We start from the raw sequence: 23,962 nt of genomic DNA on the forward strand, positions 1-23,962 counted from the left end.
TCAGAGGCCTCCAGGCGGGCCGCCCTGCATGCCGCGCGATGCGGTCTGCTCGCTGGCCTCTCCGGTGACGACCCGCTCGCCCTCGTCAAGACCGGACCTGATCTCGACGATGGTGCGATCGTTGAGGCCGGTCTTGACCTCGCGCTCGCTGACCTCGCCGGATGCGCTGAGGGTGCGGACGGTGCTGCGGCCATCCGATTTGCGCATGACGGCGAGAGCGGGAACCACCTTCACCCGCTTCGCTTCGCCAGTGATGATGTGAACCTCGGCGGTCATGTAGGTCCGCAGCGAAAGCTGCTTGTTCGGGACGTTGAAGACGCCGATGTAATAGATCGCCGTGCTGGTCGAGCTCGACGAACTCGTGCTCGAACTCGACGTGGTGGTCGAGGAGAAGCTGGCGTCGCTCTTGATCGATTCGGGTGCCGGCTCGATCTGCTCCAGCCGCGCCTCATAGCGATGGTCCTGGTCGCCGAGGATGGTGAAGTACAGCGATTGCCCCGGCTTGACCTTGACGATGTCGGCCTCGGAAATCTCCGCCCGTACGGTCATGGTCTCGAGCTGGCCGAGCACGACGATGGTCGGCGCCGACTGCACCGCGTTGACCGTCTGTCCCTCCTGCACCACGGTGGCGAGCACCGTACCGTCGATCGGCGCGGTGATGCGGGTATATTCGAGGTTCACGCGCGCGGTCTCGACGCTGGCTTCCGCCCCGACGATCAAGGCTTCGAGCGCGGCGATCTGGGCGCGGGTCTGCCGCACGGTCGAATCCGCGCTGTCGAAATCGCTGCGCGAGGTGGCGCGTTGCGCCAGTGTCGCCTGCTGGCGCGCGAGGTTCGCCTCGGCCAGAACCAGCGCGGCCTCCTTCTCGAGCTTCTGCGCACGGTAGTTCTTCAGCGACGCCTCGGAGTTGCGCAGATCGTTCTGCTTGGTGACGGGGTCGATCTGGGCGATGACGTCGCCGGCCTTCACCGTATCGCCGACGCGGACGTTGAGGGCGGTGATCCGACCCGACACCTGTGCGCCGACCGCGGTCAGTCGCGCCGGTTTCAGCGTGCCGCTGGCGAGCACCTCCTCGCGCAGATCGCTGACGGTGACCGGCGCGGTGATGTAGGACTGCGCCTTGCTCGACGTTCCCGGAAAGCGCGTGGCCGCGACCACGCCGGTGGCCACGACGGCAACGATCGCCGCGGCGATCTTCAGGCGTTTGGCGGTGATGATCTCGGTCACTTCTGCGTCTCTCGCAAGTGAGGTCCCGTGTTGGTGTCCACGATGATCGGCCTCGACACGTCGACCGGATCGGACCAGCCGCCGCCGAGCGCCTTTGCCAGCGCAATGTAGTCCTTGGCCGCCGACACCTTGCTCTGGATCAGCGAATCCTCGGCCGAATAGAGCGAACGCTCGGCGTCCAGCACGTCGATGAAGCTGGCGCTGCCGGTCTCGAACAGCGAGCGCGACAGCCGCGCGGCTTCGCGGTAGTTCCTGGCGGCTTCCGTCAGCTTGGTGGCACGCACGCGTTCGCGCGATAGCGAGACCAGGGCGTTCTCGACGTCCTCGAGTGCGGTGAGCAGGGTCGAATGGAATGTGGCGAACGCCTGGTCGCGCTGTGCCTCCGCGATCCTGACGGTGGCCAGGCGCTTGCCTGCGTCGAACACCGGCACGGTGATCGAGGGCCCGACCGACCAGCTCAGGCTCGAATATTTGGCGAGATCGCCGGCACGTATCGCCGACGTGCCGACCGAACCGGCCAGTGACACCGCCGGATAGCGGTCGGCCTCCGCCTGGCCGATCTTGGCGGTCGCCTGCGCCAGCTTGCGCTCGGCACTGGCGACATCGGGGCGGCTCATCAGGAGATCGGCGGGCAGCCCCGTGGGCAGCGGCATGCGCGGCGCCGGCACGGGCGCGGACCGTGCCATCAGCGAAGCGACGCCGTCCGGCGGTCGCCCGAGCAGGATCCCGAGCCGGTGAATGTCGGCCGCAAGCGACGCCTGATAGGTCGGAACGTTGGCCTCCGTGCTGGCGGCCTGCGCGGTGGCTTTGGCGAGATCGACCGCGTTGCCGCTGCCGGCCTCGTATTTGCTGCGGGTGAGCTTTTCGGTGTCGCGCTGCGAGACCGATGTTCGCTGCGCCAGTGCGATCCGCGCCTGGTAGCCGCGCGCCTCGACGTAATAGGCGGCAACGTCGCCGATCAGCGTAACGAGGCTGTCGCGCAGATCCTCCTCGGCGGATTCCGCGCTGCGCAGCGCCGCCTCGATGCCCCGCTGCGTGCCGCCGAACAGGTCGAGCTCCCAGCTGGAATCGAAGCTGGCCTGGTGAAGCGAGTAGGGCGCGCTGTCGACGAGGACGGACGAGGACCCGGCGCTGGTCTTGTTGTTCGTCACCGAGGCCGTGCCGCTCACGGACGGAAACAGGCCGGCCGCCGTCTGTTGCAGCGTGGCGCGCGCCTCGCGCACGACTGCTTTTGCCTTCGCAACGTCGGGATTGGCTTCGACGGCCTCTTCGATCAGCCGGTTGAGCAGGGGATCGCGCAAGCGCAGCCACCAGCGATCGAGCCTGCCGGCGTCCCGATGCGAGGCGGTGTTGTTGCTCCAGTGCGAGGGCAGGGCGAGCCTGGGCGGGCCGGCATAATCCGGCCCGACCGCGCAGCCGGCCAGGGCGCTGCCCAGCATCAGCGCAACGCAGGCTGATCCGGCGCGCGATATGGGGCCGCGCAACGGCGGACGGTGAGCCTTCTCGGCAGATGGCAGGGGACTAGCGGCGAACGGGTACGGCGGCATCAAATCGGTTGAAATCCATGGGCCTCGGTCCGGAGGGATTTCCACGGTCCTCTGGGGGAGGGCGAGGCAACCGCCACTAGCCGGCCGATCGTGGCCTTTCGGCAGCCGGAATGTTGCTGAATGTAAACAGGTATTGCCGGACGTCTCGGCAAGGCCGAAGAGCGGATGTCCCGGGCCTGCGCCTTCGTGGCCTGTGTCGCCCTCTGTCAATCCGCCGCCGCGAAAATATTCCACTTTACCGAAATTCGGTTTTGGCGTATGTGTCGGCCATCCCGGCTCATCCAGGAGGGGCGATCTTGCGGTCGTCAATTTCGCGAGCCGGGCTTGCGGTGGACGCGGCAGCGTCGGCACGAGATGGCGCGGGCAGGGCGGGTAGTCCCTGTGAGCCCGTGGCCGCGTGCAGACGAACGGCGCTGTCAGGTTTCGTCTCGCCTGTAAGTTTCCGGCTCCGTCGACAGGGCTGGGAAGACTGCGGCGACATGGCGGGCCGTGCGTACGGCAAAACCGTGTGGTCCTGGCCGTCGTTGCTACGGTCAAGCCGGATCGAAGATGCGCGCGAGCCCAACCGGGCGGACGGCATCGCCAATTCGAACGGCGAGGGAGGCCAGAAGGAAAGTTCGGCTCCCGGGAGAGCACGGCATAAGCCGTCCGACCACCGCGCAGGGAAGGCCGAGTGATTGGCCACACCTGTATGCTGCTGTGCGGTTCTTCCTGCGTGTGCATTTTCGCGCAGCGGACCGCGGGTGCGAGCTGGCACCCGGCCTTCCCTGCGCCCTCTTGGCTTCGAGAGGGGCAAAGATGAAGCAAAGCTCGGGCGAATTTGAGCCGTGAGGCTGCGAAGGCGCGTCTGCAGATTGGTTGCAGTAGGATGGGTAGAGCGAAGCGAAACCCATCACGCTTCCGCGAAGATGAGAGACGATGGGTTTCGCTTCGCTCTACCCATCCTACTTGCTCACCCGTCACCCTGAGGTGCGCGCTCTGCGGCGCATCGCGCCGTAGAGCAAGCCTCGAAGGGCGACGGCCCGGCTGCATCCGGGCCGCTCATCCTTCGAGGCTCCTCATGGGACGCGTTGCGTCCCATGCCTCGCACCTCAGGATGACGGATTGAGCAGTGTCGTCATCGCGAGCAGCCATTGCGATCGCAATGACGCCGTTGCGAGAGCGTGCGCCACTCACCTCTCGTGCCCCGGACGCAGCGCAGCGCACCTTCGGCGGTGCGCTGCAGAGCCGGGACGCGAGAATTGCACTCACCACGTAATCGGAATCCGCTGCGCAAATCCACCCAGGTCCGAGTCGGGGCTGAGCGGCTGCCGGTCGAGCGGCCGGTTGTTGTTGCCGCGTGCGAACGAGGCGCCGGGCGGCAAGGCGTAGTCGGTGAACTTGCGCTCGCCGGGCAGCACCTCGGTCCCGCCGTCGAGCCACGACCGCTTGCTGACATAGATGCGCGTGCGCGGACCGGACTGGTAGGACCGGTTGGGGCCGCGCGGGCCGTACTCGTAAACCGCATCCTGGGTCGCCCGCTGCGGCGCGCGCTTGCCTGCGCTGGCGGAATGAGCGGTGAAGGTCGAGGCGAGGAGGGCGACCAGCACTGCTCGGGTCGTGACAAGCGCGTTCATCGGACAACATCCTGTGCGAGTTCCTGATGCGGCCGCCTCTCGCACCGGCTTAAGTGACTGTAAAGAATGCCGGCGTTGCGCGATGTTGCTGAACCTCTGCATGGCCAGGGCACCCGCGCGGCAGCTTCGAGGCGGTTCGGTCGCCGCCCACAGTGCACGGGGTCGTCGCGGCGGCGGCGCTCGCGCTGCTGATCGCCCCATCAAATTCAATGACCGGAAACAAACCAGCAATCTTCAGGCCACACCGCGGCCACAGCTGTCTCGTCTCAGAGCAGGCGAGGTTTTGTTGAGGTGTGGAATGTCGTTTTTGCGGGCCTGGTTGATCGTCGTGGCGATGAGTGCTGTATCGATTGCAAGCTCACTCCCGCTTGCGCTGTTGCCGCAGCCGGCGGCCGCGCAAGCGATGCAGGCGATCGTCGTCGAAGGCAATCGCCGGGTGGAGGCCGAGACGGTCCGCTCCTATTTCAATCCGGGCGCGGGCGGGCGTCTCGATCAATCCGCCCTCGATGACGGGCTCAAGGCGCTGATCGCGACCGGCCTGTTCCAGGACGTGAAGATCAACCAGGCCGGCGGCCGCATCGTGGTGTCGGTGGTCGAGAATGCCGTGATCGGCCGCATCGCCTTCGAGGGCAACAAGAAGATCAAGGACGAGCAACTTTCGTTGGAGATCCAGTCCAAGCCGCGCGGGACCTTCTCGCGGGCGCTGGTGCAGTCCGACACGCTACGCATCGCTGAGATCTACCGGCGCTCGGGCCGCTACGACGTCCGCGTCACGCCCGAGATCATCGAGCAGCCGAACAATCGCGTCGATCTCATCTTCACGGTCGAGGAGGGTGCGAAGACATCGGTCAAGTCGGTCGAGTTCATCGGCAACAGCGCGTTCTCGGCCTCGCGCCTGCGCGACGTCATCAAGACGCATGAGAGCAACCTGCTCAGCTTCCTCGGCAACAACGACGTCTACGATCCCGATCGCGTCGAGGCCGACCGCGACCTGATCCGCCGCTTCTACCTCAAGAACGGCTACGCCGACGTCCAGGTCGTGGCTGCGCTCACCGAATACGATCCGGAGAAGAAGGGCTTTCTGGTGACCTTCAAGATCGAGGAAGGTGCTCAATATCGCATCGGCTCCGTCGACTACCGCTCCAGCATTGCCAATTTCGACACGGGCTCGCTCCGCGCCTTTTCGCGCGTCAGCGCCGGCTCGCTCTACAACGTCGAATTGGTCGAGAAGTCGACCGAAGAGATGCAGATCGAGGCCTCGCGCCGCGGCTACGCCTTCGCCGTGGTCCGTCCCGGCGGCGACCGCAACTTCGAGGCGCACACCGTCTCCGTCGTGTTCAACATCGACGAGGGCCCGCGCACCTATATCGAGCGCATCAACCTGCGCGGCAACACGCGCACGCGCGACTACGTCATCCGGCGCGAATTCGACCTCTCGGAGGGCGACGCCTACAACCGCGCGCTGGTCGATCGCGCCGAGCGACGGCTGAAAAACCTCGACTACTTCAAGAGCGTCAAGATCGTCACCGAGCCCGGCTCCTCGAGCGATCGCGTGATCCTGATCGTCGACATGGAGGAGAAATCGACCGGCGACTTCTCGGTCTCGGGCGGTTACTCCACCACCGACGGAGCGCTGGCGGAAGTCTCGATCTCCGAGCGCAACCTGCTCGGCCGCGGGCTCTATGCCAAGGCATCGGTCACCTACGGCCAATATTCGCGGGGCATATCGTTGTCGTTCGTCGAGCCTTATCTGCTCGACTACCGGCTGGCGCTTGGATTCGATACCTATTGGAAGGAGCAGAAGGCGAACAGCTATACGAGCTACGGCGTGACGACCCTCGGTTTCTCCCCCCGCATTGGCCTGGCCTTGCGCGAGGATCTCTCCCTGCAGCTGCGCTATTCGCTCTATCAGCAGAGCATCTCGCTCGCCAGCGCCTACAACAATTGCAACAACGACGCGTCCAACGCCTCGCTGGCCTTCAATCCGACGCCGGCCTACATCCAGAGCGTCCTGGGCGGCGCGGACCCGACCAATTCCACGAGCTCGGGAGTCTATGGCTACGGCTGCTACGGCGACGGCGAGTCGAGCCTGCCGGTTCGAAAGGAGCTGGCGAACGGCGCGACCTGGACCTCGTCGCTCGGCTACACCCTGAACTACAACACGCTCGACAACACCAAGAACCCGAGGGACGGATTGCTGGTCGACTTCCGGCAGGATTTCGCCGGGGTCGGCGGCGACGTCACCTATCTGAAGACCGTGCTCGACACCAAATACTACACGCCGCTGGTCTCCGAGATCGTCAGCGTGATTCACCTCCAGGGCGGCCTGCTGAGCAAGATCGGTGACCGGGATCTGCGCATGCTGGATCACTTCCAGATGGGACCGAACCTGGTGCGCGGCTTCGCCTCGAACGGCATCGGGCCGCGCGACATCACCTACTACAATTTCGGCTCCAGCGGCGATGCGCTCGGCGGCACGAAATATTGGGGTGCGTCCGCGGAACTGCAGATGCCGTTCTGGTTCCTGCCCAAGGAAGTCGGCCTGAAGGGCGCACTCTACGCCGATGCCGGATCGCTCTGGGGTTATCAGGGACCGACCTCGTGGTCGGCCACGGGCGAGGTCAACTCCAGGGCGTGCCCGACCTGCGGATTGCAATATGACGACGGCAGCACGGTGCGATCCTCGGTCGGCGTCGGCCTGATCTGGGCCTCCCCGTTCGGGCCGTTGCGCTTCGACTATGCCGTGCCGATCACGAAGGGCAAATACGACGTCGTGCAGGAGTTCAGGTTCGGCGGAGGGACGTCGTTCTAACTCGTAAGGATCCGCCGGCAGGCATCGACGAAGACCTCTGCGCCGGTGACGATATCGGCGTCGGCGGTGTTCTCGGTCCAGTGATGGCTGATGCCGCCGATCGAGGGCACGAACAGCATGCCGGCGGGCATGACACTGGCCAGCATCTGCGCATCGTGGCCGGCGCCGCTCGGCATGCGAACGCATCGTCCACCGGCCATGGCCTTGCTCGCGGCTTCGATCGCATCCTGAAAGCGATCGCTCATCATGGCAGGCGCGCCGGTGCGCAGCTTCTCGACGGTGACGGTGCACGGGCCGCTCGCGCTGGCCTCGTCCGCCATGGTCCGCAGCAGCTGCTCCAGCCGGGCAATCACGGTGGGATCGTCGTCGCGGATCTGGAACAGCATTTCGGCGCCGCCCGGAATGATGCTCGGCGCGCCCGGATCGAGCGTGATGCGCCCGGTGGTCCAGACCGTGCGCGGACCGCAGGCGGCCGGAAAACGTTCGTCGATCGCGACGCAGAACTTGGCCAGCGCCAGCCCGGCATCCTTGCGCACCGCCATCCGCGTGGTGCCGGCATGATTTTGCTCACCGGTGAAGTTGATGCGGTACTGCCAGATGCCGACGATGGAGGTGACGATTCCGATCGCGAGCTTGCCGCTTTCGAGCGTGTCGCCCTGTTCGATATGAGCCTCGAGATAGCCGACGTGGCGGCCCGGCTCGGCGCTGGCACGTCGGCGGCCCGCAAGCCCCATCTCGGCGAGCGCATCGCGCATGGTGTGACCGCTGGTGCGATCGCGCGCAGCGTCGATGTCGGCCTCGGTGACCTGTCCGACATACGAGCGCGAGCCGAGGAAATGCCCAAAATGTCCCTCTTCGTCGCACCAGGCGGCGACTTCGACGGCCCCGTTCACGGAGGGATCGGCATTGAGAACGCGCGCGGCTTCGAGCGCATAGACGACGCCGAGCGGGCCATCGAGCCAGCCGGCGTAGTTCTGGCTCTCCAGATGCGAGCCGGCCAGCAGCTTGGGTCCGGCCTTGGCGCTGGTGCCGAAGACATTGCCGATGCCGTCGATCGAAGCGGCGAGCCCCGCGTCCGGCAGCTTGCGCATGAGCCAGTCCAGCGAAACCCTGTGCGGCTCGGAGAACGTCGGCTTGTGCACGCCAGTCTTGTAGGCGCCGATGGCGCGCAGCGCATTGAGATCGGCAAGCACGCGCTCGCCGTCGACTGAAGGGGAAGCGTCAGGCATGTTCGGCAACCTTCAGCGCCTCGGTGCGGATCTCCTCGACCAGCCGTTCCTTGAGCTGGACGAATTCCGGCGTGGTCTTGATCTTGTAGGAGCGCGGATGCGGCAGGTCCACATTGATCTCGGCCTTGATGCGGCCGGGGCGCGCGCTCATGACGATGACGCGGCTGCCGAGGAAGATGGCCTCCTCGATGTCGTGGGTCACGAACAGCACGGTCTTCTGGTCGCGTTCCCAGATCCCGAGCAGCATCTCCTGCATCAGCGCGCGGGTCTGGTTGTCGAGCGCGCCGAACGGCTCGTCGAGCAGCAGGATCTTGGGATCGTTGGCAAGTGCCCGCGCGATCGCCGTGCGCTGCTGCATGCCGCCGGAGAGCTGCTTTGGCCAATGATTCTCGAAGCCGGACAAGCCGACCTGGCGGATGAAGGCGTCGGCGATCTTGTGGCGCTCCGCCTCGGACACGCCGCGCTCGCGCAGGCCGAAGGCGATGTTCTCGCGCACGGTGAGCCAGGGAAACAGCGTGTAGGACTGGAACACCATGCCGCGATCGGCGCCGGGGCCCGTTACTTCGCGCCCGTCGAGCGTGACCCGTCCGCTTGTCGGACGATCGAGGCCGGCGACGATGCGCAGCAGCGTGGACTTGCCGCAGCCGGAGGGGCCGAGGATGGTGACGAAGTCGTTGTTGCCGATGACGAGGTCGGTCGGCTCCAGCGCCTTGGTCGGCGCGTTGCCGTGGCGCGCCGGGAAGGTGCGCGAGACCTGCTCGATCTTGAGGATCGTCATGCGAGTCTCCACGGAAACAGCCAGGCGTTGAAGGCCTTGAACATGAAGTCCGAGAGCAGGCCGATCAGCCCGATCACGATGATGCCGAAGATGATCTGGCCGGTGTTGAGCAAGGCCTGGCTGTCGGTGATCATGTGGCCGATGCCCGAGGACGAGCCGATCAACTCGGCGACGATGACATAGGTCCAGGCCCAGCCCAGCACCAGCCGCAGGATTTCCGCGATCTCGGGCGCGGAGGAGGGCAGCAGCACGCGGCGGATGATGCCGCGGTCGCCGGCGCCCAGCGTATAGGCGGCCTCGACCAGATCGCGCCGCGTTGCGCCGACGGTCACGGCGACCATCAGGATGACCTGGAACACCGAGCCGATGAAGATGACGAGCAGTTTCTGCAATTCGCCGATGCCGGCCCACAGGATCAGCAGCGGGATGAAGGCGGAGGCGGGCAAATAGCGGGCGAAGGAGACGAAGGGTTCGAGAAATGCTTCGACCGGCTTGTAGGCGCCCATCAGCACGCCGAGCGGCACCGCAATGACCGCCGCGAGTGCAAAGCCGCCGACGACGCGCCAGATCGTCATGCCGATGTCGAACAGGAAACCGTGCTTGGTGAGCAGCTCGACGCCTTCCTGCACCATGGTCAGCGGATTCGCGAGGAAGGTCTTCGACACATGGCCGCCGAACGTCGCCCAGGACCAGAGGGCGACGAACAGCGCGAAGAACGCAAGGCCATAGGCCACGCGCTGCTTCGATGTAACAGGGTCCAGGGGACGCATCGACGATTGTCCGGGCGGTGAACGGATTTGCCGGCCCCGCCGCGAGACGGGGCCGGCAGCTCCTGAAGTGACTTACTTGATGAAGCTCGCGTCGTAGAGGTCCTCGACCTTCGGCGCGGCCTTGATGATGCCGATCTCGAGCAGGAGGTCGGCGGCCTCCTTGTTGAAGGTCAGGAAGTCGCCGGCGAAGAATTTCTGGTTCGCAGCCTTGTCCTGCCAGCGCAGATATTTCGCCGAATTGCCGAACTGCTCGGCGGTCTGCTTCACGTCGGCGCCCATGATCTCGTAGGACTTGGCCTGGTCCTTGGCGATCATCTCGAGCGCCTCGAAATAGCTGTCGGCGAGCGCCTTGGCGGCCTTGGGATTCTCCGTCAGGAACTTGGGCGTGCAGCCGAAGGTGTCCATGACCATCGGATAGTCCAGCGTGGTCGCGATGATCTTGCCCTTGTCGGGGGCGGCGCGCACCGTCGACAGATAGGGCTCATAGGTCATCGCGGCGTCGTTCTGGCCGGAGACGAAGGCCTGTGCGGCGGCGGCCGGCTCCAGGTTGACGACGGTGACGTCCTTCACCGTCAGGCCGTTTTTCTTGAGCATCCAGGCCAGCGCGAAATACGGCGAGGTGCCGGGCGCGGAGGCGGCGACGGTCTTGCCCTTCAGGTCCTTGATCGCGGCGACGTCGTTGCGCACGGCCATGCCGTCGGCACCATAGCTCTTGTCGAGCTGGAAGATCTGCTTGGTGGCGACGCCGTTGGCGTTCCAGGAGATCCAGGTCTCGACCGTCGTCGCCGCACATTGGATGTCGCCCGAAGCGATGGCGAGATGGCGGTCCTTCTGCGGAATCTTCTTGATGCTGACGTCGAGGCCGTTCTTCTTGAAGATGCCAGCCTCCTTCGCCAACGTCAGCGGCGCAAAGCCGGTCCATCCGGAGATGCCGACGCCGACCTTGACGTCGTCGGCGAGCACGGGAGTGGCGGCCGCGAGAGCAATGATTGTCGCAAATATCGTCGAATTACGCATGATTTTCGTCCTCTGCCGATCGATGGATTGACGTCCTGTTGATCTGTCGGTCCAGGTGGACCGCTGTTCGAAGCGTTGCACGATTTGTGCCGACATATCCTCTCAGCCTCCCTTGAATCGCGCGACAAGGCGGTGAGAGTCACCGGGATAGAGCAGGCGCACGGCGGTGATCGTGCGCGCGCTGCGCCAGGTGTAACGGTCGATCACCAGACAGGGCGCGCCGACGGCGATCGCGAGCGCGCCCGCCATATGATCGTCGGCAATTATGGCGCTGATCGTGTGCTCGGCCTCCGTCCACGGGACGTGGTGAAGCAGCCACGAGCCGGGCGGCTCGCGCGAGAAGTCTGCGCTCGCGGCGTCAGGCACGGACGACAGGTCGATCAGCCTGTCCTCGACGGCGAACGGCACGTTGTCGGCACTGTGCCGGCAGGAAATCGCAACCACCTTGCCGGCCCTCTTCACGCCGAGACGATCACGGTCGGCAGCGGTCGCGGCGCGCAGCTTGCGGTGGATCAGCTCATAGCCGTAAGCGCGCCCCAGCGCGATGATCTCGGCGCGGATGTCGGCGATCTTGAGCACCGCCGACATGTGTTGCGGCCGGCGCACGAACGAGCCGGCACGCCGCCGCCGCTCGATCAAGTCTGCCTGCGCGAGCTCCGACAGCGCCTTGTTCACCGTCATGCGCGAGCAGCCGTAACGCGCCACCAGCTCATGCTCGAACGGAATGCGATGGCCGGGCGGCCATTCGCCGGTCAGGATGCGCTTTTCGATGTCGGCGCGAATCCGCTTGTAGAGCGTCGGCTTGTCGGCGGCATCGGTGACGAGGCTCATGCAACAAGCCTCCCAACGGCCGCGTTGAAACGCTCGCGCGCCGCCTGGCGCAGCTTGTGCCGGCCGGCCTCGACAACCTTCTCGCCGCCGGACCAGACGCAGTCGATCGCGCCGCTGCCTGCAGCAAAGATCCAGCCGTCGATCGCGGCATCGGCCCGGCGTCCCGCCAGCGAGGGATGTGCGGCGTCGAGCGTGACGATGTCGGCGCGCGCGCCGGGCGCGAGGCCGACCGTCGTCTGCGCCAGCGCCTGTGCGCCGCCCGCGAGCGCATGGTCGAACAATGCGCGTCCGGTCGAGCGGCCGGCACCGGCGGAGAGCATGTTGCGCTCGCGGTGCTTGAGCCGCTGGCCGTACTCGAGCTGGCGCAATTCGTCGGCGACGCCGACCAGCACGTTGGAATCGGTGCCGATACCGAACGCGCCGCCGGCGTCGAGGAATTCGCGGGCCGGAAAGATGCCGTCGCCAAGGCTCGCTTCGGTGATGGGGCAGAGCCCGGCGACTGCGCCCGTCCTGGCAAATGCGCTGACCTCAGCGTCCGTCATATGAGTCGCATGAATGAGGCACCAGCGCTGACCGACGGGCGCGTGCTCCAATAGCCACTGCACCGGGCGGCGGCCCGACCAAGCCAGGCAATCCTCGACTTCCTTCACCTGTTCGGCCGCGTGAATGTGCACCGGTCCGCCGTTCGCGAGCGGAACGATGGCCGCGAGCTCATCCGGCGTGACAGCGCGCAGGCTGTGCGGTGCGATGCCGATATTGGCGCCCGGCAATGCATTGATCGCCTTGCGGGAGGCGGCCATGAGCTCGCCGAACTGATCGACCGAGCAGACGAAGCGGCGCTGGCCGGCATGCGACGCGGCGCCGCCGAAGGAGCCGTGCGCATAGAAACTCGGCAGCAGCGTCAGCGCAATGCTCGATGCCTCGGCAGCCTCCGCAATCCGCGCGGCCATCTCGGCGATATCGGCATAGGGAGAGCCGTCGCGGTCGTGGTGCAGATAGTGGAATTCGCCGACGCGGGTAAAACCCTGCTCCAGCATCTCGACATAAAGCAGCGTCGCAACGGCCGCGACGTCGTCCGGCGTCATTGCGAGGGCGAAGCGGTACATCGTCTCGCGCCAGGTCCAGAATGTATCGGTGCTGTCGCCGCGCAGCTCGGCAAGGCCCGCCATGCCGCGCTGGAAGGCGTGGCTGTGCAGGCTCGCCAATCCCGGTAGCGCAATGGCGTGGCGCTCGTCGCCGGCGGCAGGCTGCACGCCCGCGGTCACCGCCGCGATCGCGCCGGCGGTCATCACCACCTGCACGTCATTGGCCCAGCCCGAGGGCAGGAGCGCGGAGGCGAAATGCAGTCGGGTCATGATTGATTACACGCCGGCTGGACAGAACCGCCTTACGATTATATGTCTAGACATATAAGTCAAGCATCCCACCCCAGGGGAAAGTGGCATGGCAGAGCGCTTCGACCGGATCTGGCACAATGCCCGGCTCGCCACGATGCGGGCCGACCGTCCCGATCTCGGCGAGATCGCGCCTGGTGTCATCGCCGCGCGCGGCGGCCGTATCAGCTATGCCGGTGCGGCGACGGACTTTCCCGCGGGTGCGGACGCGACCGAGCGGATCGATTGCGAGGGGCGCTGGATCACGCCCGGCCTCGTCGATTGCCACACCCATCTCGTCTATGGCGGCAACCGCGCGCACGAGTTCGAGCTGCGCCTGAAAGGTGCGAGCTACGAGGAGATCGCGCGCGCCGGCGGCGGCATCGTCTCCACGGTGGCGGCGACGCGCAAGGCGAGCGAGGCCGCGCTGGTCGCGAGCGCGCTGCCGCGGCTCGACGCGCTGATCGACGAGGGTGCGACCACCGTCGAGATCAAATCCGGCTATGGCCTCGACACCGAGACGGAGATGCGGCAACTGGCGGCCGCGCGCAGCCTCGGTCGCCAGCGGCGGGTCGCGATCCGCACCTCCTTTCTCGGCGCGCATGCATTGCCGGTCGAGGCGGACGGTGACAAGGATCGTTACGTCGATCTCGTCTGCAAACAGATGCTGCCTGCCGTTGCGAAGGCTGGCCTCGCCGACGCTGTCGACGCCTTCATGGAAGGCATCGCATTTTCGGCGGAGCAGACCGCGCTTGTGTTCGAGACCGCGAGAGCGCTTGGGCTGCCGGTCAAGCTCCACGCCGACCAGCTGTCGAACCTCGGCGGCGCGGCGCTTGCGGCAAAATTCTCGGCGCTGTCGGCGGATCATTTGGAGCATACCGACGAAGCCGGCGCCGCCGCGATGGCGAAGGCCGGTACAGTGGCGGTGCTGCTGCCCGGCGCGTTCTACTTCATTCGCGAGACGCAGAAGCCCCCGGTCGAGGCCTTTCGCAGGCATGGCGTGCCCATGGCGCTCGCGACCGATTGCAATCCCGGCAGCTCGCCGCTGACCTCGCTGCTGCTCACCATGAACATGGGCGCGACGTTGTTCCGGATGAATGTGGCTGAGTGCCTTGCCGGAATCACCCGCGAAGGCGCGCGGGCGCTTGGTGTGCTCGATGAGACCGGCACGCTGGAAGCGGGTAAATGGTGCGATCTCGCGATCTGGGACGTCGAGCGGCCGGCCGAGCTCGTCTACCGCATCGGCTTCAATCCGCTGCATCGCCGGGTGTGGAGGGGCCAGTGACGGAGCAGGGCGCAGCGATCGTCGTCACGCCGGGAACGGTCAGCCTCGACGAGCTCGCGCGCGTGCTTGCGGGCGCTCCTGTCGTGCTCGATCCGTCGTTTTGGCCGCGCGTGGAGGCGGCTGCGAAGATTGTCGCAAAGGCCGCGCAAGCCGCTGCGCCCGTCTATGGCATCAATACCGGCTTCGGCAAGCTCGCCTCGAAGCGCATTCCGCCCGACCAGACCGCGCTGCTCCAGCGCAACCTGATCGTGTCGCATTGCTGCGGCGTCGGCCAGCCCACACCCGAGCCGATCGTTCGCCTGATGATGGCACTGAAGATCGTCTCGCTCGGCCGCGGCGCCTCCGGCGTGCGGTGCGCGGTGATCGAGCAGCTGCAGGCCATGATGGCGCGGGGCGTCACTCCGCTGGTGCCGCAGCAGGGCTCGGTCGGTGCCTCCGGCGATCTCGCCCCGCTCGCGCATATGACGGCGGTGATGATCGGCGAGGGACAGGCGATCGTTGACGGACAAGTCGTGCCGGGCGGCGAAGCGCTGGCATCCGCCGGCCTCGTGCCGCTGACGCTGGGCCCCAAGGAGGGCCTCGCGCTGATCAACGGCACGCAATTCTCGACCGCCTATGCCATCTCCGGCGTCCTGCGCGCCTTCGGCCTGGCGCGCGCCGCGCTCGTCACCGGCGCATTGTCGGTTGATGCGGCGATGGCATCGACGGCGCCGTTCCGTCCCGAAATCCAGGCGCTGCGCGGCCATGCCGGGCAGATCACGGCCGCCGCGACGCTGACTGCGCTGCTCGAGGGCAGCGACATCCGCCTGTCGCATCTCGAAGGCGACGAGCGCGTGCAGGATCCCTATTGCCTGCGTTGCCAGCCGCAGGTCGCGGGCGCCGCGCTCGATCTGATCGCGCAGGCGGCGCGCACGCTGATCGTCGAGGCCAATGCCGTCACCGACAATCCGCTGGTGCTGGTCGAGACCGGCGAGATCGTCTCCGGCGGCAACTTCCACGCCGAGCCGGTGGCGTTCGCCGCCGATGCCATCGCGCTGGCGCTGTCGGAGATCGGCGCCATCAGCGAGCGGCGCATTGCGACGCTGGTCGATCCCACGCTCAATTTCGGCCTGCCGCCGTTCCTCACTCCCGATCCCGGCATCAATTCCGGCTTCATGATCGCCGAGGTGACGGCAGCGGCACTCTACGCCGAGAACAAGCAGCGGGCAGCTGCCTGCTCGATCGATTCGACGCCGACCAGCGCCAACCAGGAAGATCACGTCTCGATGGCCGCGCACGCGGCGCGGCGGCTGTCCGACATGGCCGACAATCTCGCCGCCATCCTCGGTATCGAACTCTTGGTCGCCGCCCAGGGCATCACGCTGCGCGCGCCGCATGCGACCAGCGGGCCGCTGGCTGCGGTCATCGCCGCGCTGCGCGAGCAGGTGCCCGCGCTGGGTGCCGATCGCTACATGGCCGGCGATCTCGCCAAGGCCGCTGCGCTGGTCGAGGCCGACGCTCTGCCAGCTACCGCGCTCACAGCGCTTCCATCCGATCCGTTTCCGAGACTTGATGAGAGGTCCGCATGAACCGCCGACTGGACAACGACCGCACCATCCGCGCGCCCCGCGGCAGCGAGATCAGCGCCAGGAGCTGGCTGACGGAAGCTCCCTTGCGCATGTTGATGAACAATCTCGATCCTGACGTCGCGGAACGTCCGAGCGAGCTCGTCGTCTATGGCGGCATCGGCCGCGCCGCGCGCGACTGGGAGAGTTTTGACCGGATCGTCGCGGCCTTGCGCAAGCTCGAAGCCGACCAGACGCTGCTGGTGCAGTCCGGCAAGCCGGTCGGCGTATTTCGCACCCATGCCGATGCGCCGCGCGTGCTGATCGCGAACTCCAACATCGTGCCGCACTGGGCGACGCTCGACCATTTCAACGAGCTCGATCGCCAGGGCCTGATGATGTACGGCCAGATGACCGCGGGCTCGTGGATCTATATCGGCAGCCAGGGCATCGTGCAGGGCACCTACGAGACCTTCGTCGAGGTCGGGCGGCGGCACTATGGTGGCAGCCTCGCGGGCAAATGGATTCTCACCGCCGGCCTGGGCGGCATGGGCGGCGCGCAGCCGCTGGCCGCGACCATGGCCGGCGCTTCAATGCTCGCAGTCGAATGTCAGCCGAGCCGCATCGAGATGCGCCTGCGCACCGGTTATCTCGACCGTCAGGCCGCAACCCTCGACGAAGCGCTGGCGATCATGGCGGACTCTGCAAAGACGAAGAAGGCAATCTCGGTCGGCCTGCTCGGCAATGCCGCGGAGATTTTCCCGGAGCTGGTTCGCCGCGGCGTCAAGCCTGACATCGTCACCGACCAGACCAGCGCGCATGATCCGATCAACGGGTACTTGCCGAAGGGCTGGACGCTCGCCGAGTGGGAAGCCAAGCGCGCGTCCGATCCGAAGGCGGTCGAGCGTGCCTCCAAGACCTCGATGGTCGAGCACGTCCAGGCCATGCTGGATTTCCATGCGCAGGGCATTCCGACGCTCGACTACGGCAACAACATCCGCCAGATGGCCCAGGACATGGGGCTGAAGAACGCCTTCGATTTCCCCGGCTTCGTGCCCGCCTATATCCGCCCTCTGTTCTGCCGCGGCGTCGGACCGTTCCGCTGGGCTGCGCTCTCGGGCGATCCCGAGGACATCTTCAAGACCGATGCCAAGGTCAAGGAGCTGATGCCTGATGACAAGCATCTGCACAATTGGCTCGACATGGCCAAGGCGCGCATCAAATTCCAGGGCCTGCCGGCGCGGATCTGCTGGGTTGGGCTCGGCGATCGTCATCGCCTCGGCCTTGCCTTCAACGAGATGGTAGCGCGCGGCGAGTTGAAAGCGCCGATCGTGATCGGCCGCGACCATCTCGACAGCGGTTCGGTCGCGAGCCCCAACCGCGAGACCGAGGCGATGAAGGACGGTTCGGATGCGGTGTCGGACTGGCCGCTGCTCAACGCGCTGCTCAATTGCGCCAGCGGTGCGACCTGGGTTTCGCTGCATCACGGCGGCGGCGTCGGCATCGGCTATTCGCAGCACGCCGGCATGGTGATCGTCGCCGACGGCACGCCCGAGGCTGCGAAGCGCATCGAACGCGTGCTGTGGAACGATCCCGCCAGCGGCGTCATGCGCCACGCCGATGCCGGTTACGACATCGCGATCGACTGCGCCCGCGACAAAGGCCTCGATCTGCCGAGCCTTTCGACATAGTGGCGCCTCAGGCCACGACCCTGGCTCCGCGGCCGTCGAGGCGCTGGCGTTCATTCGCCAGATAGTCGGCGATCCCATCGGCAGGCATGGGTTTTGCGAAATAGTAGCCCTGGATGAAATCGCACCCGAGCCGGCGCAGGCTGTCGAGCTGGGCGCGGGTCTCGACGCCCTCGACGACGCAGGCGATCTCCATGTCGTCGCAGAGGCCCGCAAGCGATTTGACAATCTTGTGGCTCACCGGATTCTCGTTGATCTCGGCGACGAAGCTGCGGTCGACCTTGATCTTGTCGAGCGGCAACCGGTGCACGTGGCTCAGTGACGAATAGCCGGTGCCGAAATCGTCCAGCGAAATGCCGCAACCCATCGCCTTCAGCGTGGCGATCGACTGCTGCGCGCGGACGAAATCGAAGGTGACGGCAGTCTCGGTGATCTCGAAGTCAATCCGGCGGGGCGACAGACCGCTTTTCTCGATGATCGAGATCAGCGGCAATATGCCCTCGGCGGCACAGATGTCGTGAGCGGACAGGTTGAACGACAGGCGGAGGTCGTCGGGCCAGGTTTTGGCCGCGGCGAGGGCGCGCGCCAGCAGCGCCTGCGTCAAAGGACGGATCAGGCCGATGCGCTCGGCGGCGGGAATGAAGTCGGCCGGAGAGACCCAGCCCAGACGGGGGCTGTGCCAGCGCGCAAGCGTCTCGAAACCCGCGGTGTGCTCGCTCATGGCATCGACGATTGGCTGGAAAACCAGCTCCATCTCGGTGCCGAAATCGGAGGTGCGCAACAGGTTCTCGATGACGCCGCGGCTGCGGATCTCGGCCTCGAGCTTGCTGGAGAAGAGCACGGTGCCGCCGCGCATATGGCGCTTGGCGTGGTAGAGCGCGTAGTCGGCACATTCATAGAGCGCCTCCGACGTCGTCGCAGAGTCCGGGAACGATGCGAAACCGATCGAGCAGGACAAGCCGGTATGGGCGGTGTCGAGCTGGTACGGCAGCTTGACCTCACTACCGATGCGTTCGCCGAGCCGCGTCAGGTCCGCGTCCTCGGGGTCGCCGCAGACGACGAGGCCGAACTCGTCGCCGCCGAGCCGGGCGAATTCCACGCGCTGCGGGCCAAAGCCCTCGCAGACCTCGCGGATGCGCCGGCCCGCCTCGATCAGGACGCGGTCGCCGACCGAGTGGCCGTAATTGTCGTTGATCGGCTTGAAGCCGTCGAGGTCGATGATCCCGACCGCGACGCGAACGTGCCTGCGCTCGGCGTCGGCAAAGGCGCTCGACAGCTCGGCGAAGAAGCGGCGGCGGTTCGGCAGCTCGGTGAGGGAATCGAGATTGGCGAGGCGGAAGTTCTCGTCCGAGAGCGCCTGCGTCGCCGCCTGTTGCGCGAGCAGCGACTTGCGGCTGGCGACGAGATCGGCGAAATCGCGGTAATAGATGAACAGCACCGTCACCATCGCGCCGGAAACCAGGAGGTTGTTGACGGCGATCGCCTTCAGCGTCGGCTCGCCCGTGGCGAAGAAGAACAGCACATAAGGCACGTCGACGATCAGCGTCACGATCAGCGCCGCCGAGCGCAGATGCATCAGCGAAAAGATGCAGCCGATCACCGTGACCGCCATGTAGAAGGCGACCTGGCTCTTGGCGAAGGGATCGCCGTAGGGATAGAGCGCGAAGGACCAGGCGGTGAATCCGGCGCCGACCGGCAGGGTCAGCCAATTGGTGGCGCGCAGATTGCGCAGGATGTCGGCGTCGCTGCGCATCAGGTGACGCTGGCGCAGCCACCAATAGGTCCGCAAGCCTGCGAGCACGGTCAGCACGCCAGGCACGATGATCGTCAGCCAGTCCGGCGCCACGTTGACATAGGTGTAGGCCACCGCGATCGTGTTGCTTATGAGGATGAAGTAGAGCAGCGGGATCTGCTTGGAGAAGGCGCCGAACTGCGCGCGCATCAGATCCGGATTGTCGGCCGGAACGCGAAACAGCCGGATTGCGGCGGCGAGAAGAGACTTCAAATCTGCAACAGGCATTGAAAATACGAGCCCCGGCTACCCTGAAAACGTCGGCGATGTTGCATGACGGGGGTAAAGGGCGCGTTAGATCGATGCGCAGCGACGGGCCGGATCAGGCCGGACGCTACAATATCTCTTCCGTTCGCGGGCGCCGGTGAGGCCGCGTTAACGATAAGGGGCCGCAGAAGCAGGCGCATCGGCGGCAAAGTCCGGCAAAGCCGCGGCTACGTTCTGCTAACCATGCGTGTCGGCGCAACGGCATACTCCCCATCGGGGAGAGTGATCTGAGCTCTCGTTACGTATCGATTCACCAAGACGCGTTTCGCCTTAGCGCCCGATCGTCACGCCAGCGGTCGAGCGCATGGCGCCTCTCAGGCTGGTCGCATTCATGTCGTCGAGCACCTGTCGCGTCAGCACGGTGGTCTGGCCCGGCGTGTCGAGGATCGCCTCGCCGCGCGAGGACGAGAGCCGATCGGCCTTGTAGGGCGCGGATGGATCGGTGGCGGGAACGGTCGCAGGCGGATGACGGGATCGTTTGCCCGCGGCAAAGGCCGGCTGCAAGACGCAGAAGGCGGCGATCACGACCAGAGGCAACGAGCTTGCGCGCACAGGCGATCTCCGCTGTCGGAATATCAGCCTAAAGCGCGATGCGATTAGGATGAATCGTCATCGCGCTTTAGGTTGTTGTTTAAGCATGATCTTTTCGGAAAACCGCTGCGCACTTTTCCGGATCATGCTTTAGCACGTCGCGGCGTTTGTTGGAGGAGAAGGATCAGGCCAGAGCGGCCTGGCGCTCCCGCGCCGGTTCGCGGACTCGCTCGAGTTTCGCAGGCTCGGCGAGCCGCGTGAAACTGCGCTGGCTCGCCTGAGCGGGAGCCTCGACGATGACGCCCTCGCAGACGATCTGTCCGCCGAGCATCTTGAATTCCAGCTTGTCATAGCGCGGCATCGTCTCGCCGGGGGCGGGCGGCAGCAGCCCGACGCTTCCCTGGATGTTCAGCGTGGCTTCGCCGGTGCCGTGAAGCCGCGGATTCCACATCCTGATCCCGCTTTCCGCCCAGCGCTGCCGGATCAGCGCGGTGCGATCGGCAGGTTCGGCGGCTCTCGCGCGAACCTTCGGCGCGCTCCGCCTTTCCGGAGCAGGCAAGACGAGCGCCGGAGCGATCTCGGTGGCGACGCTGGCCGTATCGGCGGGGCCATGCTCTGCGACCACCGCCGCGACGGGCGCAACGCCATCCGCAACTGCCGGCTCGATGGCCCCCGCATCGTCCGGCGAGGGACCGCTGTCGAAATCAGTCTCGGAGGCAGGCTGTGCCAGAACTTCGGCATCGGCAGACGTGACGCACGGCGCGTCTACCGCCGGCTCAACGTTCACGATGACATCAGAGGCGCGAGCGTCATCTACAACAAGGGCAGGGGCACCAAGCGGATCACGCTCGGCGTCGACGGGCGACGGCGTCTCCGCCGTGACGACGGCCTCGGCCGCGACCGGGAGTGGATCGTTGCTGATGGCTGGCTCGGGAGCATCTTCCGTTGCGGTTTCGATCGCGGCGGCCGAAGCCTCCTCTTCGACGACCGGCCCGATATCGGACGCCGTCTCGCGGGAGGAATCGTCGCCGGCGCCGGCCTCGGTTGGCGCTGCCGGCGGGCTTTCCGCGATGACGGAGATCGCGGCATCATCCTGGGCGGAGGGAGCCGCGGCCTCGCTCTCGGCTTCGCCGAGCCCCGAAGCCGTGCTGATTTCGGCGCCTTGAGTCGAAGCGGCTTCCGCGACGTTTTGGGCCACGATGTCTTGGACCGCGATGTCTTGGACCGTGACGTTTTGGACGATGACGGGCGAGACGCCTGCTGCGGCCGGTGTGGCGTCAATGCTGCCGCCGTGCTGCACGGGCCGAAGCCGGGTGAACGCCCATTTCACCGCGGGGATACGGCGCAGCAACGATATCAGTCTCGAAAGCACTAGGAGTTGTCCAAGAGATACTCGGCGTGAGGCAATCGCTGATTCGCCAGCAATATGAAAAACTGCCCCGGCCGTCACACCTCTGTCAATCTAGGTGAGATCAATTGCAGAACATCAGGCACGTTCGTCGGGTGCGGGTGGGGACCCGATGAAGTGTCGGCCATCACCGAGAGACTGTGATCGCCGTGAAGCCCGAGCGTGATCGGCCGCCGCCAACTTGACGCGACCACAATAGAGCCGCGCCGAGTTGAGCACGCTCCTTCGAAAGCGAAGGAGAGGGAAGCGGGATTTTTCGACTATTTGCCGGCGCCTGCGCTGCCGCCGGCCTGGCTGCCCGTGTTGTTGGTGTTGGTGCCGCCGGCCGATGGTTGCTGCGCACCCTTGCCGTCGCTGGCCTCGTTCTGCATGTTCGACGAACGTCCGGTCGTCATGCCCTTGGTGGCGGGGCCGCGCGACGAGGGGCCGACGTCGGCCTGGCCGGAGGCGCCCGGGGCGGGTTGTGTCTGCGCGAGGGCGCTACCGGTCGCCAGCGCCATGATGCATGCCGATGCCAAGATGAGCTTCTTCATTGGATTCTCCTTGACTTCACATTCCCAGACAATCCGCCTGCGCCCGCGACGTTCCTGCCGAATTGTGGCCATCGCTTCAACCCTGAGCGGTTGAACGTTGGGGGTTCCCGCCAACGTTCCAAGCGGCTATTGAGGGACCGTCATCGCATATTGGAAACGACGCATGAGGAAGATTGCCACCCTCGGAGTGCTTCTGCTCTGGTCCACGATCGCGTTCGCGCAGGATCGCACCATCACGGTCGCTTCGACCACCTCGACGGAACAATCAGGCCTGTTCGGCCATCTGCTGCCGCTGTTCGAGAAGGCCGAAGGCATCAGGGTGAAGGTCGTCGCCGTCGGCACCGGCCAGGCGCTGGATATCGGCCGGCGTGGCGATGCCGACGTCGTGTTCGTCCATGACAGGCCCGCCGAAAGCAAGTTCATGTCGGAAGGGCAGGGCGTGAAGCGCTTCGACGTCATGTACAACGACTTCATCGTGGTCGGGCCCAGAAGCGATCCGGCGCGGATATCAGGCAGCAAGGATGTGGTCGAGGCGCTGCGCAAGATCGCGACCGCGAAGGCGCCGTTCATCTCGCGCGGCGACAAATCCGGCACGCATGCGGCCGAGCTGAGGCTGTGGAAAGAGGCAGGCGTCGACCTCGGTGCCGGCAAGGACAGCTGGTACCGGGAGATCGGCCAGGGCATGGGCCCGGCACTGAACATGGCCTCGTCCTCGAATGCCTATCTGCTGTCGGACCGCGGCACCTGGCTTTCGTTCAAGAACCGCGGCGAGCTCGCCATCCTGACCGAGGGCGACAAGCGGCTCTTCAACCAGTACGGCGTCATGCTGGTGAATCCCGAGAAGCACCCGAACGTGAAGGCGAAGGATGGACAGGCCTTCATCGACTGGCTCGTCTCGTCGAAGGGGCAGGAAGCGATCGCCGGCTACAAGGTCGGCGGCGAGCCGCTATTTTTCCCCAACGCGTCCCACTAGCAGGAATGCGACGGTCGACACCGCCACGCTCAGCGCGAGCAGGATCAGTCCGAGTCCGAGCGCCAGTGGCAGGTCGCCCTTGCTGGTCTCCAGCGCGATCGCGGTCGTCATCGTGCGCGTGAAGCCGCGGATGTTGCCGCCGACGATGATGATGGCACCGACCTCGGCGATGGCGCGCCCGAACGCCGCGAGAAAGGCCGTCAGCAACGAGGTCCGGCCGAGCGCGAACAGGAGCGCCATGCTGCGCAGGGCCGACAATCCATCGATCCGCGCCAGGTCGCCATACTCCGCCCACAGCAGGCTCGCGGGCCGGTGCACCAGGGCGACCACGATCGGAGCGGCCAGCAGCGTCTGCGCAATCACCATCGCGGCCGGTGTGAACAGCAAGCCCGCCGCCCCGAGCGGGCCGGACCGCGACAGCAGGAGATAGAGCGCGAGCCCGACCACGACCGGCGGAAGGCCGAGCAGCGCATTGGTCAGCACGATGATCACCTGCCGTCCCCGGAAACGGGTGATCGCAAGCAGGGCTCCCAACGGTGCGCCGATCAGGAGCGCGACGATGCTGGCGGTCAGGCTGACCCGCACCGACAATGCGACGATGCCGAGCAGCTCGGCGTCAGCCTCGGCGATCAGGGTGAGGGCGGAGCCGATAGATCGTGCAAAGTCGTTCATCCGGCCTCAGGCCACTCCGTTCCGCGGGGCTCTCGCTACGTGCGTTCTCGCCGTTGCGGCTGCCATAAT

Annotated in this window: 19 protein-coding genes; 5 read left to right on the top strand and 14 right to left on the bottom strand. The window is 66.0% G+C overall.

Features of this window, described 5'->3' with window-relative positions:
- From D6B98_RS03595 to D6B98_RS03610, 3 genes are all read right to left on the bottom strand, one after another.
- Nucleotides 1-1,227 carry an efflux RND transporter periplasmic adaptor subunit gene (locus D6B98_RS03595; protein ID WP_126255538.1) on the bottom strand — a complete coding sequence of 409 codons (1,227 nt, stop codon included), beginning with the start codon at nucleotides 1,225-1,227 and terminating at the stop codon, nucleotides 1-3.
- The gene (locus D6B98_RS03600) at nucleotides 1,224-2,666 is read right to left on the bottom strand and encodes an efflux transporter outer membrane subunit (RefSeq protein WP_245481234.1); all 1,443 of its coding nucleotides are present in this window, start codon (nucleotides 2,664-2,666) and stop codon (nucleotides 1,224-1,226) included. Before D6B98_RS03600 ends, D6B98_RS03595 begins: the two co-directional genes overlap by 4 nt.
- A gap of 1,355 nt (nucleotides 2,667-4,021) precedes the next feature.
- Entirely contained in the window at nucleotides 4,022-4,390 is a 369-nt protein-coding gene (locus D6B98_RS03610; RefSeq protein WP_126255541.1) for a hypothetical protein, read from the bottom strand.
- 298 nt (nucleotides 4,391-4,688) lie between these two features.
- Here D6B98_RS03610 and bamA point away from each other — a divergent pair, with 298 nt between their 5' ends.
- Nucleotides 4,689-7,202: an outer membrane protein assembly factor BamA gene (gene bamA, locus D6B98_RS03615; protein WP_126255542.1), complete on the top strand. Its 2,514-nt coding sequence runs from the start codon at nucleotides 4,689-4,691 to the stop codon at nucleotides 7,200-7,202.
- On the opposite strand, the gene D6B98_RS03620 is transcribed toward bamA, so the two are convergent.
- From D6B98_RS03620 to D6B98_RS03645, 6 genes are all read right to left on the bottom strand, one after another.
- Nucleotides 7,199-8,431: a Zn-dependent hydrolase gene (locus tag D6B98_RS03620; protein ID WP_126255543.1), complete on the bottom strand. Its 1,233-nt coding sequence runs from the start codon at nucleotides 8,429-8,431 to the stop codon at nucleotides 7,199-7,201. The genes bamA and D6B98_RS03620 overlap by 4 nt on opposite strands.
- Nucleotides 8,424-9,209, bottom strand: coding sequence for an ABC transporter ATP-binding protein (locus D6B98_RS03625; protein ID WP_164718356.1), 786 nt, complete (start codon nucleotides 9,207-9,209; stop codon nucleotides 8,424-8,426). The genes D6B98_RS03620 and D6B98_RS03625 overlap by 8 nt, the downstream gene beginning before the upstream one ends.
- Entirely contained in the window at nucleotides 9,206-9,979 is a 774-nt protein-coding gene (locus tag D6B98_RS03630; protein ID WP_126255545.1) for an ABC transporter permease, read from the bottom strand. The genes D6B98_RS03625 and D6B98_RS03630 overlap by 4 nt, the downstream gene beginning before the upstream one ends.
- A 72-nt stretch (nucleotides 9,980-10,051) precedes the next feature.
- The gene (locus tag D6B98_RS03635; RefSeq protein ID WP_126255546.1) at nucleotides 10,052-10,996 is read right to left on the bottom strand and encodes an ABC transporter substrate-binding protein; all 945 of its coding nucleotides are present in this window, start codon (nucleotides 10,994-10,996) and stop codon (nucleotides 10,052-10,054) included.
- A 102-nt stretch (nucleotides 10,997-11,098) separates the two neighbouring features.
- Nucleotides 11,099-11,827 (bottom strand): histidine utilization transcriptional repressor HutC, encoded by a 729-nt coding sequence (gene hutC / locus D6B98_RS03640; protein ID WP_126255547.1) that lies wholly within the window; start codon nucleotides 11,825-11,827, stop codon nucleotides 11,099-11,101.
- Complete coding sequence (locus D6B98_RS03645; RefSeq protein WP_126255548.1) at nucleotides 11,824-13,182, bottom strand: formimidoylglutamate deiminase; 1,359 nt, start codon at nucleotides 13,180-13,182, stop codon at nucleotides 11,824-11,826. Before D6B98_RS03645 ends, hutC begins: the two co-directional genes overlap by 4 nt.
- 88 nt (nucleotides 13,183-13,270) lie before the next feature.
- Between D6B98_RS03645 and hutI the strand changes: the two genes are divergently transcribed.
- From hutI to hutU, 3 genes are read left to right on the top strand one after another with little or no spacing between them, the layout of a single operon-like run.
- Nucleotides 13,271-14,485 (top strand): imidazolonepropionase, encoded by a 1,215-nt coding sequence (gene hutI / locus D6B98_RS03650; RefSeq protein WP_126255549.1) that lies wholly within the window; start codon nucleotides 13,271-13,273, stop codon nucleotides 14,483-14,485.
- Nucleotides 14,482-16,053 (top strand): histidine ammonia-lyase, encoded by a 1,572-nt coding sequence (gene hutH, locus D6B98_RS03655; RefSeq protein WP_126255550.1) that lies wholly within the window; start codon nucleotides 14,482-14,484, stop codon nucleotides 16,051-16,053. The genes hutI and hutH overlap by 4 nt, the downstream gene beginning before the upstream one ends.
- A complete protein-coding gene (gene hutU / locus D6B98_RS03660; protein WP_126255551.1) occupies nucleotides 16,050-17,720 on the top strand; it encodes a urocanate hydratase in 1,671 nt (556 codons plus the stop codon). The genes hutH and hutU overlap by 4 nt, the downstream gene beginning before the upstream one ends.
- A gap of 7 nt (nucleotides 17,721-17,727) precedes the next feature.
- Here the strand turns inward: hutU and D6B98_RS03665 are convergent, their stop codons facing one another.
- From D6B98_RS03665 to D6B98_RS03685, 4 genes are all read right to left on the bottom strand, one after another.
- Nucleotides 17,728-19,737, bottom strand: a complete 2,010-nt coding sequence (locus tag D6B98_RS03665; protein WP_126255552.1) for a putative bifunctional diguanylate cyclase/phosphodiesterase — start codon at nucleotides 19,735-19,737, stop codon at nucleotides 17,728-17,730.
- Nucleotides 19,738-20,046: 309 nt separating this feature from the next.
- Nucleotides 20,047-20,328, bottom strand: coding sequence for a Plug domain-containing protein (locus tag D6B98_RS03670; protein WP_126255553.1), 282 nt, complete (start codon nucleotides 20,326-20,328; stop codon nucleotides 20,047-20,049).
- Between the two features lie 163 nt (nucleotides 20,329-20,491).
- Nucleotides 20,492-21,757: a hypothetical protein gene (locus D6B98_RS03680; RefSeq protein WP_349644809.1), complete on the bottom strand. Its 1,266-nt coding sequence runs from the start codon at nucleotides 21,755-21,757 to the stop codon at nucleotides 20,492-20,494.
- A 218-nt stretch (nucleotides 21,758-21,975) separates the two neighbouring features.
- Nucleotides 21,976-22,248, bottom strand: a complete 273-nt coding sequence (locus tag D6B98_RS03685) for a hypothetical protein (protein ID WP_126255555.1) — start codon at nucleotides 22,246-22,248, stop codon at nucleotides 21,976-21,978.
- A 163-nt stretch (nucleotides 22,249-22,411) separates the two neighbouring features.
- Here D6B98_RS03685 and D6B98_RS03690 point away from each other — a divergent pair, with 163 nt between their 5' ends.
- On the top strand, nucleotides 22,412-23,221 hold the full coding sequence (locus tag D6B98_RS03690) for an ABC transporter substrate-binding protein (RefSeq protein ID WP_126255556.1): 810 nt from the start codon (nucleotides 22,412-22,414) through the stop codon (nucleotides 23,219-23,221).
- On the opposite strand, the gene D6B98_RS03695 is transcribed toward D6B98_RS03690, so the two are convergent.
- Nucleotides 23,195-23,893 carry an ABC transporter permease gene (locus D6B98_RS03695; protein WP_126255557.1) on the bottom strand — a complete coding sequence of 233 codons (699 nt, stop codon included), beginning with the start codon at nucleotides 23,891-23,893 and terminating at the stop codon, nucleotides 23,195-23,197. The two genes, D6B98_RS03690 and D6B98_RS03695, sit on opposite strands and share 27 nt — an antisense overlap.
- Nucleotides 23,894-23,962 lie beyond the last annotated feature (69 nt).

Source organism: Bradyrhizobium sp. LVM 105 (assembly GCF_003957705.1).
Classification (GTDB): Bacteria; Pseudomonadota; Alphaproteobacteria; order Rhizobiales; family Xanthobacteraceae; genus Bradyrhizobium; species Bradyrhizobium frederickii.